Here is a 12,786-nt window from a genome sequence, read left to right on the forward strand (position 1 = left end):
TTATTCCACTTTCGGCCCTGGCATTACAAACACTGTGATACGATCCCTTTACCCCGGGCTTAAATGCCTCAATCAGCCTGTCGTCTCCGTCGAGTTTTGCTCTTAAGTTCATTATTAGTTAAGTTAATAGTACGAAAAATTAAATCTATTACAGCCATAAGGAGGAGATTTATTACATATGCTATCCCATAAACCCCAACCATCCCGGTTCCTACCAAGCTATTTGCGTCGTAGTCTGTATGCATCTATTATCATGATCGCTGTGATGCTTCTCATCGCCTACTCTGTGCAATGGATTGGCACGGCTCCTTTTCTATATTGGGATGAGCGTATACAGGATGCTATTTTTCCAGACACAGCAGCTACTCATGACCAATTGCTAACCATCGCTATATTCATTACGTCTTTCGGTTCATTCAGCATGTCGTTAATTATCGCCCTCGGTGCTGCTACCTTATGCTGGGTCTTTCTTCGTTCAAAAGCTTATTCCTTTGCGATCCTAAGCAGCTTTACGGCGATGTGGGTGCTGAATACGCTCATTAAAGAAATTCTGCAACGGGAACGCCCGTCACTTCAACATTTGGTTGAAGCCGGGGGCTACAGTTTTCCCAGCGGTCATGCGATGATTTCCATGGGATTTTACGGCATGATATTTGCCATCTGGGCTATAGAACGAAAGATTCGTGAGCGTTCGCTCTTCCTCCCGTGCGTTCTTGGTGCACTGCTCATTATATTGATTGGACTAAGCCGTATATATTTAGGAGTTCACTTTCCTACAGATATTGTGGGTGGTTATATTGCAGGCATCATTTGGCTGGCGTTTACCGTTCCTATGATCTATTGGCGAGCGAAAATGCAACTTTCTTCTCCCCCCCGCCCATAACGTCCGATTCGGCTTTTTGTTTCACTCCGGGTCATGACGTTTATATACGAAGTAAGCAAGGCACAGCAATATCGAAGCTCAGCATTTATCAAAAACGTTATCGTTTGTGAACTTAGGATAAGGGAGGCGATCCTTGTGTGGGGAATTGTACTAAGTATTGTAATGGCCATTATTATCGGATTGATTGGCGATGCACTAGCTGGACATGAAATGCCTGGCGGCATTGCAGGCTCTATGATTGCTGGATTTGTAGGAGCTTGGCTAGGTGTCATGCTGTTGGGAGACTGGGGCCCGGTCATCGGAGATTTTGCAGTCATTCCAGCCATACTTGGAACCGCATTGTTCGTATTCTTGCTCGGACTTGTGTCCAGGCTATTGAGAAGGGCTACCTAACATTTATATATATTTTTATTCTATAAAAGGAGTGATATATCATGAGTAACATTGACAATCAAAATATGGCAAGCACTTCAGGTTTTGCAAAGGGTTTATTCATTGGAGGTTTGATTGGTGCTGCGGCAGCCCTGCTGTTCGCTCCAAAGCCGGGTCGCGATTTACGTAGTGATCTGTCCGAAAAAATGACTGTTGTCTCCGATAAAACGAAGGATGTCGCATCTGTAGTTAGCAGCAAAGCGACAGATTTGGCCAAAACCGTTTCCACTAAAACAGCAGATGTAGCCAAAACGGTATCCGAGAGTAAAGACAACATCGTATCCAGCGTAACCAAAGCTTCTGCCGATGTCGCTAATGAAGCGGCCAAAGCGGATAAAGAAGTTATGGATGCAACCGCTCAAGCAGCCAAGGACACTCAAAAACAATTAAATGCAAATTCCTAATAGGAACACATTCCGATTACAACCAAAATAATATCCAAACACTGAACAGCCAGCATGCAAGAAGCTGGCTGTTTTTAAATGATAGAAAGGCTGGGATGACAATGAACAAACCAAACTCCTATGGAGATGATCTTGCTCGGAACAACAAGAGAACCTTTCACCCCCTCCAGGCTCAAGATCAGCCAGATGAGATTTCATCCAAGCAGACCTCTTCTACTCATCATCATGTTAAAACACATGATCCGGAGAGAGACTTTGATGTAAATGAGCATCCTTTTGAACTTCGCCATGAGGTCAAGCGGCTTAACAAACGCCTAGATCAAATCGCAGATACATTGGAAAAAGCAGAATTCAAAGATATTATAGAGAACTACTCCAGCACGAAAAGAAGAATTATGAGCAATCTGACTGCAGGGATTGCACGTGGTCTCGGCCTTACGCTGGGTACAGTGGTCATACTCGCCTTGCTCGCTTGGTTGCTCAGTTTCCTGGTACAGTTAAATCTTCCGGTCATCGGAGATTTCATCGCCGAATTATTAGGATATATCAAAATGAGCCAAGGTACTAAGTAATTGTCCCTATCTCATTTAAAAACGATCCATCGTAACCGATATAGACTCCCCAAAGAGCCTCCTGTTACGATGGATCGTTTTTTATTTGTAAATTATAACAGCCGTAATCAGCCGCTACAATTTGTTGCGCTTGTTAGTTTTCAATAAGTCACCTGTCCACCCCTTCATCATCAGCCAGCCGTACATTCCCGCCATACTTAGCAATGTGGCAATAATCACGGCGGTAAAACCCCAGCCTGTTTTAATCCAAGGCAGATTTTCAAAGTTCATGCCCCAAATGGCCCCCACTACAGTGGCAGGTGTAAAAACGGCGGTCACAATGGTGAGCGTCTTCGTAATCTCATTGCCCCTAAAAGCGGAAATGGCCTCGTCAATAGAGATCAGGGTGTCGATTTCCTTTTCATAATGCAGGAAAAGTCCTTCCATCCGAGTCACACGGTAAAGTAACTGCTTAAAAAAGCGATTCTCCTCCAGTTTATCCAAATATGCCTCCCGAGAAGCCGTTACCAGCTCTGAAAAAGGAATGAACATATTGCTCCAATACAACAGCTCGAAACGTGCATTCAATATAGAATCCATCAGTGTACGGGCATTTCTTTTCTCCATGTCCTCTTCCAGTCTTCTCAGGTTGATCTCGAACTTATCCATACCTGTATGAAAATAATGAAGCACGGCTCTCGCCAATACAAACATGCCGTCAGCTGCATCCTCACACTGTTCCAGCATTTTTTGGCGTTCCGCGGTGTGCATAATTTCACGGGTATTTTGATCCAAATTTAACGTCACCAACTTCTGGTTTAGAACCAGAAAATAAAACTTGTTGCAATTGCGTTGACTATCGATTTCCTCTTGAACGGAGTAGATCAGCGACCCGTACATTAAGGGCTGATTGCCATCTGGAAAGCGCACAGATATAAAGCTGGATGGAATGTCCTCTACCTTGTCCAGCCATTCTGCGGCTTCTGGGAGCTTCTCCTTCAAGTGCTGTATGACCGAATCTTGCCAATTCCCAGCACTGATGTCCCACCATTCCCATCCTCCACGAAAGGAAGAAATCTGTTCAAATGCTGTCATGGATTCCAACCTTCCTCCCAACCTTTTTCGCTTTATAAAAAGGACACGTTTCCCCAAATCGGAATAACGTGTCCTTACGATGTGACATCAAATATGTTAAACCAAGAATTCCGCGTTTTTCTCATGAAATAGAGGAATTAGACATAATCTGCTTCAGCTTTTCCGTAGCCCGCTTCTGAATACGGGAAACGCTCATCTGTGATACGCCCAACGTCTGGGCAATCGCACGTTGAGATTGACCGTCCTGAAATGCCAGAAGAAGCACCTTCTGTTCCTGCTCCTTCAGTTGGCTTAAAGCCTGCTGCAAATCCATTCGTTTTTCCACAGTGTCATAATCGTTAGCATCCGAGCTAATGAGCTCGCCTAACGTAGCTGCACTCTCTTCCTGGGATAAAGGCGAGTCCAGTGAAACATAGTGATAGCACTCACGACCAGCAAGCACCTCGATCGTTTCTTCCACGGTTAGATCCAAATAGGTCGCAATCTCGTCCACATTGGGTGAGCGTTCCAACTTAACGGTCAGTTCATCAATAGCATGTTGAACAAGCGCACCCTTTTCCTTAATGCGGCGAGGAACCTGGATGTACCAGGATTTGTCGCGCAAATAATTTTTCATATGTCCCAGCATACTTTTCATAGCGTACGGTTCAAATGGGATACCCAAGCTGATATCGTATTGCTGAAGCAGACGTATCAAAGCCATCTGACCGGTCTGATATAAATCCTCGTATAAGTCCGGACGGTTACGGGAGATTTTCCCGGCAGCCATCTTGACCATCGGCTCATACTTGCGGATCAGCACGGTAGCAATCTCGTTATCCTTGGTTTGCTGGTACTCCCAGATTAGACCAACGGCTTCATCCATCGACTCCGGGGGAGTTACCTTTTCATTCATACTCTTTCCTCACTTCTGGTCAAGCGCTTTACCAGCACCACTTCGGTGCCTTTTCCTGTCTCATTCAAGATATGGACATCGTCCATAAGCGCCTGCATGAGATAAAAGCCTAATCCGCCTATCTGTGCATCATTCAACTCCTTGTCATGCAAGGATGCGATACGGGACGGGTCCTCCACGCGTTCAAAGCTCTCCCCTTCATCTTTGACACGAATGGACAGCGAAACTTCATCAAATTCGAATGTCACTTCCACGACTCCCCCCTCATGACCATATGCATAAAGGACAGAGTTATTACAGGCTTCCGATACAGCCACTTTCATGTCTTCAATATCCTCATAAGAGAATCCCATTTTCGCGGCAATACCGTATAAATTTAATCTTACAATATCAACAAAGTCAGCAGTTGCCGGCAAATTAAGAACTACTTTTTGAATTTGAGCGTTCATTTCTTTTTCTTTCCTTTCCTATTGGGAATTCTCCTGGGGGACAAAGAATTTGGCAATACCAGTCATATCAAATAGCTTTTGAATTTGAGGCGGTACCTCTTGAACAGCAAAGCGAGACTCCATCCCATGCCTTGCTTTTAAAATGGATAACAAGATTCCAATACCTGTGCTGTCAATGTATTTAAGGTCTCTCAAGTTAATAATCAAATCTTGGCTGGATTCCCCCACCAAAGGCTCCATCACCAGACGAAAATCAGGTGCTACCGAAAGATCCAACTCTCCACTCAGATAAACGGTATTTACGCCATCGGTTGTTTCCGTAATTGCATTAAACTTCTCATTTTTATTTGTATTCATAGGCCTACTCTCCCAAAAAAAGATTTCCCTACATACTAACCCATTATACGAGCGTTTGAATCACGGTATAACTTTTTAAACACTACCAAATGCCACCATCTAAGCTTCATTGATCTGATCTTTACCCGGTTGCATTGGAAAATGGTCCGGAGAATGCCGTAGCAATGCCTGTTTTACACTGCTGATTTTAACGGGCTTACTAATATAATCGTTCATCCCCGCTTCAATACATCGAGGCTGAATACCCTCCATCACATTAGCCGTCATGGCGATAATGGCAGGTTGCGATCTTCCCGCCAATTGTTCACGCACTCTCCCTGTGCACTCCAGACCGTCCATCACAGGCATCTGCAAGTCCATAAAGATATAGTCATAGTCCTGATTAGCCGTGACCATATCAAGCGCCTGCTGTCCATCTGCTGCCACATCTGAAGCCAGTCCGAGCTTATCCAGTATATTAACCATCAGCTTCTGGTTAATCGGATGATCATCAACGACCAGTACAGGTCTACGACTTGGAGATTCCTGATGTGGAATTTCCCAATCGTGGCTGGACTCTCCCTCCAGTTCATTTTCCTGAGCAAAGCCAAGCTTCATTGTGAAATGAAACGTCACGCCCTGTTCTCCGCTCGTATCTACACGGATATCTCCGCCCATCATATTCACTAAGGTTTTACAAATGGCGAGTCCTAACCCGGTTCCACCATATTTACGTGTCATTGAAGAATCCAGTTGGGAAAAGGGCTGAAACAACCTTCCAACCTTAGCCGGATCAATACCAATGCCTGTATCCTTCACAGAAAACTCAACGGTAAGTCCATTATCGCTTTGCTCTTTGACAGATGCGAAGACATACACCCCGCCCCGGTCTGTAAATTTGACAGCATTGGATATCAGGTTAATCAGTACTTGACGCAATCTTCCCATATCTCCATATAACACAGGAGGCATCTGTTCATCGAGAAAATAAACCAGTTCCAAGTTCTTTCGGTTCACTTCTACCGTAAATAGGCTGAAAACTTCCTTGATACAGGAAACCAGATCAAAAGGATATTCCTCTACCTCCATTTTGCCTGACTCCAGCTTAGTGAAGTCCAGAATATCATTAATGACTGCTACCAGTGCGTCTGCACTACGACGGATGATATCGGCATATTCCTGTTGGTCGCTTTGCAGCTCCGTCTCCATCAGCAAATCAATCATTCCAATGACGCCGTTCATAGGTGTGCGGATCTCATGGCTCATCATCGCCAGAAATTCCGTTTTGGCATTGGCAGCAATCTCCGCTGCCTCCTTGGCGGCAATCAGTTCGCTGTTCATCTTCTCCAGCTGCTGGGTCTTCTGATGGAGCAGATGGGACTGTGTCTTCAAACGCTTGTTTGTCAGATACATTTGCACGAAACCTTCAATTTTGGACTTGAGAATTTGAGGGATGAACGGCTTAACCATATAATCAATACCGCCCGCTGAATATCCCGCAAATAAATGCTCCGCTTCCTTGCTGTTAGCTGAAATGAAGATAATCGGAATATCCTTCGTTTTCTCTCTGGCCTTGATTAGCTTTGCGGTCTCAATACCATCCATACCCGGCATCTGCACATCCAGGACTACGAGTGCAAATTCATCTTTTAATAGACATCGCAGCGCTTCTTCCCCGGATGTGGCCTTTACCAGATTATATTGTTCACTCTCCAGCACCGCCTCAAGAGCGAGCAGGTTCTCAGGTCTGTCATCTACCAGCAATATATGAATCGGTTCATGAAGCCCCATGGAATCCTCCTAAGCATCTCTATTTAATCTTCCGGTATATTTTTTCTATCCGGTCCAGCGGCTCGTAGGAATCACTATAATCGGTAAAATGTATGGATTCCTTGGCCCCAAGCACCAACACGCCAAAATGACTCAAGCTATCATAAAACAACCCATGTACATGGTTGCGAAGTTCGTCGTTAAAATAGATCATGACATTCCGGCAAAAAATAACATTGAACTCGTTAAAGGACCGGTCTGTCGCTAAGTTGTGCTCCGCAAAAATAATATTTTTCCGTAAAAAAGGATGAAACATCACTGAATCATACTTGGCTGTATAATATTCAGAGAACGATTGTGTGCCCCCGGACTCCAAATAATTTTTGGTATACAGCTTCATTCGGTCGATCCCGTATACGCCTTCCTTCGCCTGCTGTAAAGACAGGTTATTCATATCCGTCGCATAAATGCGGGCCTTATCATATAAGCCTTCCTCATGCAGCAAGATCGCCATAGAATATACTTCCTCACCCGTGGAGCAACCTGCATGCCATATTCGAATATACGGATACGTTCGCAAAATAGGAATGATTTTCTGTCTGAAATTCAGAAACAGCTCCGGGTCACGGAACATCTCGGTCACCGGAATGGAAAGGCTCTGAACCAGCCTATCGAAGGCGCTGCGATCATGCAGCACCTTCTCCTGAAGTCCTGATATCGTGCTTACATTCTCGGACTGCGCATGATAATAAACACGCCGCTTAATCGAAGGCAGAGCGTAGTTACGGAAATCGTAGCCGTACAGCCGATGTATACCTTCCAGCAACAGCTCAATCTCAATCAATTCCCGCTCAGCATCATTCGATTTCACTTCATTAGCAGCATTATCCGCCATATCCTTAGATGTCATAATCTCTCTCCAATTCCTAAATAGGTTTTGCCTGTGCCGCTCCCATCATGTGTCGATTTATATTACCCATTTTTTTGGGTTACGAATACAACCACACCCGCATTAATGATAAAAGTTGTTCGGTTTGAATCGGTTTTTTCACATAATCGGAAGCGCCTGCCTCAATACACTTGGAACGATCATCCTTCATGGCCTTGGCTGTCAGGGCAATAATAGGCATCTTCTCGAATTGTGGCATTAGCCGGATACGTCGCATCGCTTCATATCCATCCATTTCCGGCATCATCATATCCATCAGCACCAGATCAAAATCAGGTGTCTGTTCCAGCAGTTCCAGTGCTTCTCTTCCATTTTCCGCAAAGGTAACATCCATACGATAGCTTTCCAGCACACTGGACAGAGCAAATACATTGCGAATATCATCGTCTACCAACAATATTTTTTTACCTTCAAACAGCTCTTCCTTGTTGTATAGCTTTTGCAAAATTTTGCGTTTGTCCTCCGGAAGATTCGCCTCTACACGATGCAAGAACAGCGTTGTTTCGTCCAAAAGCCGTTCCGGCGATTTAACATCTTTAATAATAATAGACTCTGCATATTTGCGAAGTTGCGTTTCTTCTTTGTTATCCAGATCTTTGCCTGTATAAATAATGATCGGCAGATCAGCTAGCTGCTCGTTCTCTCGAATACGATCCAGCAGCTCAAAACCAGTCATGTCGCTCAGCATCAGATCCAGTACCATGCAGTCATACCGCTGAGTGGCCAGCTCATTCAGTGCTTCCTGACCTGTCGATACCGCCGTAATGGCAACATCATCATGATCGATCAGCTCAATAATGGATTTACGCTGATTATCGTCATCTTCAACCACAAGAAGACGTTTGACCATTTGGTCTGTATACGATTTTATATGTGAAAATGCTTTATCCAGACTTTCCTTCGAGGAAGGCTTTTTGAGATAGGCAATCGCGCCCATCATTAGGCCCTGCTTCACATCATCTATGACTGAAATAACATGCACTGGAATATGACGTGTCGATGAATTTCCTTTTAGCTCGCCTAAAATGGACCAGCCATCCATCACAGGTAATTGAATATCTAATATAATAGCGTCCGGCAAATAAGACTGAGCCATGTTGAGCCCATCGTCTCCTTGGAGAGCGATCAGTGCCTTAAAGCCCCGGCTACGAGCCATATCGTACAAAATATTAGCAAAATTAATATCATCCTCAATAATCAGCAGCACTTTATCCTGCGAGGTAATCTCGTTTCGGTCGTCCCCTGGATGTATAATGTCCTCCGCTTTGTTTTTCGAAGGTATCTGATATAATGGCAACTGTTTAGCAGGCATAATCATGGGAAGGTCCGTTTCTGCCGAGGCTGCAACATTCTCAAAATTCGAATTCACATCCGTACCGTTAAATTCCTCTCTCGAATGAGAATCCATATCCTCAGCCGTAGGCGTTTGTTCCGGCAAATACAGTGTGAAGCAACTGCCCTGTCCCTGCTCGGATTCCACCGTAATCACACCGCCCAACAATCTGGAAAGCTCGCGGCTGATTGACAGACCTAGTCCTGTCCCCCCATATTTCCGGCTGGTTGTACCGTCTACCTGCTGGAAGGCTTCGAAGATCAGATCCGTTTTATCGGAAGCAATCCCAATGCCCGTATCATGCACAGATAGAGCCAGATAGGATCTTCGTGGATTTAGCAGACCCGGAAGCTGTTCTCCATTTGCCCGAGATACACTGAAACGAATAGATCCTTCCGTGGTGAACTTGAATGCATTGGACAACAAATTACGTAAAATTTGTTTGAGACGATAACCGTCACTGATAATGGCATCTGGCAAGTTCTCTTCGATCTCGGTATGCAGTTGAAGCCCACGTTGGGCTGCGACCGGAGCAAAATTCTGCTCCACAAACAGTTCCAGTTCCTTCAAGTGGACCGCTTCATGGTTAATATCCATTTTTCCAGCGTCCACTTTGGATAAATCCAGAATTTCATCAATCATTTTCAGCAAATCCGCGCCTGACATATAAATGGTTTGTGCATATTCCACCTGCTTCGGCTTGAGATTGCCCTCCTTGTTCTCAGACAAGAGCTGAGAAAGAATGAGCAAGCTATTTAGCGGAGTACGCAGCTCATGAGACATATTGGCCAAAAACTCGGATTTGTATTTGCTTGTGATTCCTAGCTGCATGGCCTGTTGTTCCAACTGAGCTCGTGCATGTTCAATCTCGTCGTTCTTTTCTTCCACTTCTCGTACCTGTTCTTCTAGCGCTCTGGTTTTGGCAATCAGTTCAGTATTAAAATGCTCCAATTCTTCTTGTTGACGCTGTAACAATTCCTCTGAACGCTTGAGTTCCTCTGTTTGCTCCTCCAAATTTTCGTTGGAGCGCTTGAGTTCCTCTTGCTGAGTTTGTAGCTCCTCGGACTGGCATTGCAATTCCTCAGTAAGTGCCTGGGACTCGCGCAGCAATTGCTCTACACGCATCCGTCCCTTGATATTGTTCAGAATAATCCCCATGCTCTCTACTAATTGAGCAAACAGCTTCGTTTCCAGATCACTGAAGCGATCCAGTGACGCTATTTCTATAGCACCGATGCACTCATCTTCGAACAAAATAGGGAAAATCATAATTCCCACTGGCTTACTTTCTCCTAAGGCAGAGCCTATGGACAAATATCCGTCAGGAGCCTCTGTAATCAAGATCGGCTTACGATCCAAAACACATTGTCCGAGCAACCCTTCGCCTACCTGGATAACGTCTCTAATCGAATTTTCGCCAGTCACCTTTGCATAGGAGCCGTATAACTTAAATCGGTTGTCTTCTACATCTTTTCCTTGCAAATAGATGGCTCCATAACTGCCTCCCAAGATGGGCGTAAACTCACTAATGAACATCTGAGCAACCTGCTCCAGTGAATTTACGCCACGGAACAACTCAGTCACTCGAGCAGTATTGGCATTAAGCCAAGTTTGGTCCTTCTGCGTTTGAAGGACGGAATGTTCAAATTTCCGCTTTTCTTCCAAGTCTCCGGCCATTTGTTGAAATACACGAGCGACCTCACCGATTTCATCTTTGGAGGCAACACTCATTCGGCTGATGGCCCTGTACTTTCCCTTGCCAAAACCATTAATCATGAGATTCACGACATTTAGACCTTTGGCAATACTTGGGAGCACCCACAAAATAACCAGTAAGCCCATGATCAGGCCGGCGGCCATCAGAATTGTGGTAATCTGCACAGATTCTTCATACGCCAAATTGGCTTGCTTCATGTCGCTATCAATTTCCCGATCCTGAAAAACGGCAAGGGCATTAATACTATCCATCGCCTCCTCTTGGGCAGGCAAACCAGTACTATTGCGGAAAGCGTTAGCCTCATCAATACGATCTTGCCCCAACAAAGAGACCAGTCTTTGTTCGTAACTTAAAAATTCATTCCACGCGACGGCTACCCGATCAACCTGCTGTTGCTCTTCACTGGTGCCGGAATTCGTTTGCAGACTAGCCAGCACTTTCGTTCCAGTAGCCGAAATATCGTCCAGCTCGCGTTTGGCCTCACTAACGGAGGAACCTGGATTCAAGATCAGATTGGCCATCACTTTGGCCATATCGTTCACCTGCCCGCGAATAGCTGTTGTTTTCCGGACTTTCATATATCGATCCTGATAAACCTGATTCAACTGCTCATTCAGGCTCCCCATCCGGTCATAGCTGATTAGTGTCAGCACAAGGAGGATCGCCATAAGCGATCCAAAGCCAATCAGCAGTTTATTTCTGATTTTCATGCAAGCTCTCTCCCTCTTTCAACGAAATCCAGATCAGGCATTTATCATCATCACGATCTTGTGGCGCCTCTTTACGAAAAAAAGCATCCAGCATCGCTTCTTCATTCCATTGCTCATATTTACGCAGACACTCAGTCAGATACTCCAACTGCTCCTCATATTCACCTTCCACCGCCTCCAGCAAGCCATCCGTATACAAAGCGATATGCCCTGTTCCTTCATAATGAATCGTGTGCATTTCTGCATCAATCTTATCAAATAAACCAACCGGGCTGCATGCACGGTCAAATTTGGTAATGCTACCATCCTGGTTGAACAGCAAACCGGGAGGATGTCCCGCATTTACATAGTCAATTCGCCGTGCACGGGTATCAATCACCATATAAATCGCCGTAAAATAATACTGTACCAGCTGTTTGCCCAGATCCAGTTGATTAAAACGACGATTCAGCTCTTGTATGACCTTCTCAGGCTCCACATACGTGGTCACCGTGTCCTTAAGTACAGATGCAATGAACATGCAGAACAGCGAAGAAGAAATGCCATGTCCCATCATATCCAGCAAAGTGATGGCATATCGCCCCTCCCCTAACGGATACCAAGAATATAAATCCCCTGCCAGTTCAAAGGAAGGCTGATAGAGCGCATTTACTTGCAGCACCGGGTCCTGAATGGCAGGACTAAGTACCGCTTGCTGCACCATCGCGGCCAGCTTCAACTCATCCTGAATTCGCTGATCCCGATCCTTATGCCAGTCCTTCTCCAATTTGAGACGCAAGGCAGATCGGATTCGCGCCATTAGCTCTACCTTGTTGATCGGCTTCGTGACGTAATCGACGGCTCCCACATCCAGAGCTTCAGCCAATTTTTTAGAATCACCTACAGCCGTTACCATAATAATCGGGATATCTTTTAAATGCTCATATTCCTGCACAATACTGCAAGCTTCAATGCCGTCCATTTCAGGCATCATCATATCCAGCAGCACCAGATCAATATCTGAAGGACGGGGCCTGAGACTAATGGTACGATCGCCTATTCCCAGATGCTCTAACATTTCTGCGGCCGAGTTAGCAGAGATCACATCCCGATAATTTTCTTTTTTTAGTATCTCACGAATAATAATGATATTCGTCGGGTTATCGTCAACAATTAGAATTCTCATTGGCTTCTCCTTATCTGTAACTCATGTATTATACTATACCTACTTAAACGGCAACACCCTTGTTGATTAGTAGTAGTGTTTCCGTAAGAAGGCATTC

General features: G+C 45.0%; 12 protein-coding genes. 4 read left to right on the forward strand and 8 right to left on the reverse strand.

The window, feature by feature from the left end:
- The first annotated feature begins 178 nt into the window (after positions 1-178).
- The 4 genes from G9G53_RS17795 (at position 179) to G9G53_RS17810 (ending at position 2,291) form a co-directional block, all read left to right on the forward strand.
- A complete protein-coding gene (locus G9G53_RS17795) occupies positions 179-883 on the forward strand; it encodes a phosphatase PAP2 family protein (RefSeq protein WP_069011993.1) in 705 nt (234 codons plus the stop codon).
- A 135-nt stretch (positions 884-1,018) separates the two neighbouring features.
- Positions 1,019-1,276, forward strand: a complete 258-nt coding sequence (locus G9G53_RS17800) for a GlsB/YeaQ/YmgE family stress response membrane protein (RefSeq protein WP_013311925.1) — start codon at positions 1,019-1,021, stop codon at positions 1,274-1,276.
- Positions 1,277-1,317: 41 nt separating this feature from the next.
- Positions 1,318-1,719, forward strand: a complete 402-nt coding sequence (locus G9G53_RS17805) for a YtxH domain-containing protein (protein WP_029517175.1) — start codon at positions 1,318-1,320, stop codon at positions 1,717-1,719.
- A 95-nt stretch (positions 1,720-1,814) separates the two neighbouring features.
- Positions 1,815-2,291: a DUF5665 domain-containing protein gene (locus G9G53_RS17810; protein ID WP_049816975.1), complete on the forward strand. Its 477-nt coding sequence runs from the start codon at positions 1,815-1,817 to the stop codon at positions 2,289-2,291.
- Positions 2,292-2,405: 114 nt separating this feature from the next.
- On the opposite strand, the gene G9G53_RS17815 is transcribed toward G9G53_RS17810, so the two are convergent.
- The 8 genes from G9G53_RS17815 to G9G53_RS17850 form a co-directional block, all read right to left on the reverse strand.
- The gene (locus G9G53_RS17815; protein ID WP_029517173.1) at positions 2,406-3,365 is read right to left on the reverse strand and encodes a magnesium transporter CorA family protein; all 960 of its coding nucleotides are present in this window, start codon (positions 3,363-3,365) and stop codon (positions 2,406-2,408) included.
- Positions 3,366-3,486: 121 nt separating this feature from the next.
- Positions 3,487-4,260 (reverse strand): sigma-70 family RNA polymerase sigma factor, encoded by a 774-nt coding sequence (locus G9G53_RS17820; protein WP_013311929.1) that lies wholly within the window; start codon positions 4,258-4,260, stop codon positions 3,487-3,489.
- Positions 4,257-4,709 carry an anti-sigma B factor RsbW gene (gene rsbW, locus G9G53_RS17825; protein WP_013311930.1) on the reverse strand — a complete coding sequence of 151 codons (453 nt, stop codon included), beginning with the start codon at positions 4,707-4,709 and terminating at the stop codon, positions 4,257-4,259. The genes G9G53_RS17820 and rsbW overlap by 4 nt, the downstream gene beginning before the upstream one ends.
- 18 nt (positions 4,710-4,727) lie before the next feature.
- Positions 4,728-5,066 carry an STAS domain-containing protein gene (locus tag G9G53_RS17830; RefSeq protein ID WP_023990272.1) on the reverse strand — a complete coding sequence of 113 codons (339 nt, stop codon included), beginning with the start codon at positions 5,064-5,066 and terminating at the stop codon, positions 4,728-4,730.
- A gap of 99 nt (positions 5,067-5,165) precedes the next feature.
- Positions 5,166-6,836, reverse strand: a complete 1,671-nt coding sequence (locus G9G53_RS17835) for a response regulator (protein WP_029517172.1) — start codon at positions 6,834-6,836, stop codon at positions 5,166-5,168.
- A 19-nt stretch (positions 6,837-6,855) separates the two neighbouring features.
- On the reverse strand, positions 6,856-7,725 hold the full coding sequence (locus tag G9G53_RS17840) for a CheR family methyltransferase (protein WP_029517171.1): 870 nt from the start codon (positions 7,723-7,725) through the stop codon (positions 6,856-6,858).
- A 79-nt stretch (positions 7,726-7,804) separates the two neighbouring features.
- Positions 7,805-11,524, reverse strand: a complete 3,720-nt coding sequence (locus G9G53_RS17845; RefSeq protein WP_029517170.1) for a response regulator — start codon at positions 11,522-11,524, stop codon at positions 7,805-7,807.
- A complete protein-coding gene (locus G9G53_RS17850) occupies positions 11,508-12,689 on the reverse strand; it encodes a PP2C family protein-serine/threonine phosphatase (protein WP_165149403.1) in 1,182 nt (393 codons plus the stop codon). Before G9G53_RS17850 ends, G9G53_RS17845 begins: the two co-directional genes overlap by 17 nt.
- Positions 12,690-12,786: the final 97 nt, after the last annotated feature.

Source organism: Paenibacillus sp. EKM206P (genome assembly GCF_011066155.1).
GTDB lineage: Bacteria > Bacillota > Bacilli > Paenibacillales > Paenibacillaceae > Paenibacillus > Paenibacillus polymyxa_D.

Coding starts and splice junctions, on each gene's coding strand:
- G9G53_RS17850 (WP_165149403.1), bottom strand. CDS start 12,689: ATGAGAATTCTAATTGTTGACGATAACCCGACGAATATCATTATTATT.
- G9G53_RS17840 (WP_029517171.1), bottom strand. CDS start 7,725: ATGACATCTAAGGATATGGCGGATAATGCTGCTAATGAAGTGAAATCG.
- G9G53_RS17810 (WP_049816975.1), top strand. CDS start 1,815: ATGACAATGAACAAACCAAACTCCTATGGAGATGATCTTGCTCGGAAC.
- G9G53_RS17845 (WP_029517170.1), bottom strand. CDS start 11,524: ATGAAAATCAGAAATAAACTGCTGATTGGCTTTGGATCGCTTATGGCG.
- G9G53_RS17805 (WP_029517175.1), top strand. CDS start 1,318: ATGAGTAACATTGACAATCAAAATATGGCAAGCACTTCAGGTTTTGCA.
- G9G53_RS17820 (WP_013311929.1), bottom strand. CDS start 4,260: ATGAATGAAAAGGTAACTCCCCCGGAGTCGATGGATGAAGCCGTTGGT.
- rsbW (WP_013311930.1), bottom strand. CDS start 4,709: ATGAACGCTCAAATTCAAAAAGTAGTTCTTAATTTGCCGGCAACTGCT.
- G9G53_RS17835 (WP_029517172.1), bottom strand. CDS start 6,836: ATGGGGCTTCATGAACCGATTCATATATTGCTGGTAGATGACAGACCT.
- G9G53_RS17830 (WP_023990272.1), bottom strand. CDS start 5,066: ATGAATACAAATAAAAATGAGAAGTTTAATGCAATTACGGAAACAACC.
- G9G53_RS17815 (WP_029517173.1), bottom strand. CDS start 3,365: ATGACAGCATTTGAACAGATTTCTTCCTTTCGTGGAGGATGGGAATGG.
- G9G53_RS17795 (WP_069011993.1), top strand. CDS start 179: ATGCTATCCCATAAACCCCAACCATCCCGGTTCCTACCAAGCTATTTG.